This window comes from Lamprobacter sp. (assembly GCF_034860625.1).
Lineage (GTDB): Bacteria > Pseudomonadota > Gammaproteobacteria > Chromatiales > Chromatiaceae > Lamprobacter.
On record NZ_JAYESN010000460.1, the window covers coordinates 1 to 1685 of the forward strand.

Below are 1685 nucleotides of genomic sequence, written 5' to 3' on the forward strand. Positions count from 1 at the left end.
GAAGTGGTTGTCTACGGTGGCGCGAATCGCAGCAATTTCCTTGTCCTTGAGTCTCATTCAGAGAAGTGCTCGAGCTAACAGATCGCCTGTTGATTTCATGCGTCCATAGCCTCCTCAAGCGTGGTAGACAGAAGCCAAGAGCGGCACGATACGCGAGACCTCGACCAGCGGCATCATCGCCGTGTCCAGCTCGCCAGCGAGCCAGCCAGCGCATCGCCCATACCGGCCTGCGGCTGCATGGAGGACGCCTGACTCAAGACGTCCAGAGATCATCGAGGGCGATCGTCACCGCCTCAAAAGGCGCTGCCCGCACCCGGTCATCGCCGCCAAAGCGGCCGGTCTCGCGCCATGCGCCGTCGTGCAAGGCGTAGGTCTCCAGCAGCCGTTTGCGTGGGTCCAACAGCCAGGCGAAGGCAACGCCAAAGTGTGCATAGATGGGCATCTTGAGCTCACGATCCTTGCTCTCGGTGGACGGCGACAGCACTTCGCAGACCCAGTCAGGTACCACGCTGAAGCGATGCCCCTCGGGGATGCGCGGCATCCGCTGGCGCCGCCAGCCGGCGATGTCCGGCACCTCGACCTCCTCATCCAGTAAGAAATGCAGCTCGGGCTCGTCGATGATCCACCAGCCCCCTTGACCACCTCGGCCACGGCTGAAGGGCAGGAAGAGTTCGGCCCCCAACGCCGAGGCCGCATAGGCGTGCGGACCAGAGGGGCGAGGCTGAGTGTGCAGCTGGCCGTTCAGGATCTCGCCGATCAAGCCTGGCGGCAGGGATTCGAGTTGTTGGTAAAGGCTGGGCTCGACACGGGCGTGCATGCTGGACTCCTGCGACAGTCTGTTGCCAGTTGGTCTGCGATTGAGCGAACAGTTGGCTCAACAGTTGCCGCATAGGGCATATGGTACTGCTCCTCGTCCGCACAACCTGCTCAGCGACAATATGCCCCAAGCCCAGTGGGTGTCAGGTTCCGGGTGATTGCCCGCGCCCCGACGGGGCCCGAGCCGCAATCATCACCATCGCCACCAGACACAACAAGCCCAGCCCCATCATCACACTGACCCAGATCAGCGAGCCATCGAAGGTGCCGGTCAGCTCGGCCAGCTCACCGGCGACTACCGGCGCGATGATCTGCGCGATGCCGTAACCGACCGTCAGCTTGGCCATGATCTGTGCTGGATGCCCGGGATAGCGCACGCCAACCATGGTCAGCACCAGCGAGACGATGCCGATGAAGGTCAGGCCAAACAGCAGCGAGCTGGCCACCGCCGCGATCAAGGAACCGCTCAACACCGGCAGCAGGATTCCGATGATCTGCAGCAGATAGGCAGCCTGCAGGCTGCGCAGATAGCCCCAGCGGCGGGCGACGCGATCCCAGAGGATCGGCGCCGGGGCCGCGGCCAGCCCGACCAGTAGCCACATCAATCCACCCTGCCCGCTCAGGGCCGGCTGCTGCTCGGTAATCAGCACGGTGAAGGTGGCATTGATCGCATAGCCAAAACCGGCGCAGAGATAGGCGGCTTGCAGCAGCCAGAGCCAAAGCGGGCCGGGCTCACCCTCGTCCGTACCAGCACCGGCTTGAAGCGGCATGCCCTGATTCGGCCGCGGTAGCCAACGCCAGGCTGGGATCAGTAGCAGCAGCCCAACCGCGGTGAGCAGCCACCATTGGCCGCGCCAGTCGGTATAGGG

2 protein-coding genes are annotated in these 1685 nt (G+C 63.9%); both read right to left on the reverse strand.

Going from position 1 to position 1685, the window contains the following annotated elements:
* Nucleotides 1–253: 253 nt before the first annotated feature.
* On the reverse strand, nucleotides 254–817 hold the full coding sequence (locus VBE63_RS28820) for a Uma2 family endonuclease (protein WP_323686412.1): 564 nt from the start codon (nucleotides 815–817) through the stop codon (nucleotides 254–256).
* A gap of 142 nt (nucleotides 818–959) precedes the next feature.
* Nucleotides 960–1685 (reverse strand): YbfB/YjiJ family MFS transporter (locus tag VBE63_RS28825; RefSeq protein WP_323686413.1); only part of this gene is annotated, 726 nt, incomplete at its 5' end.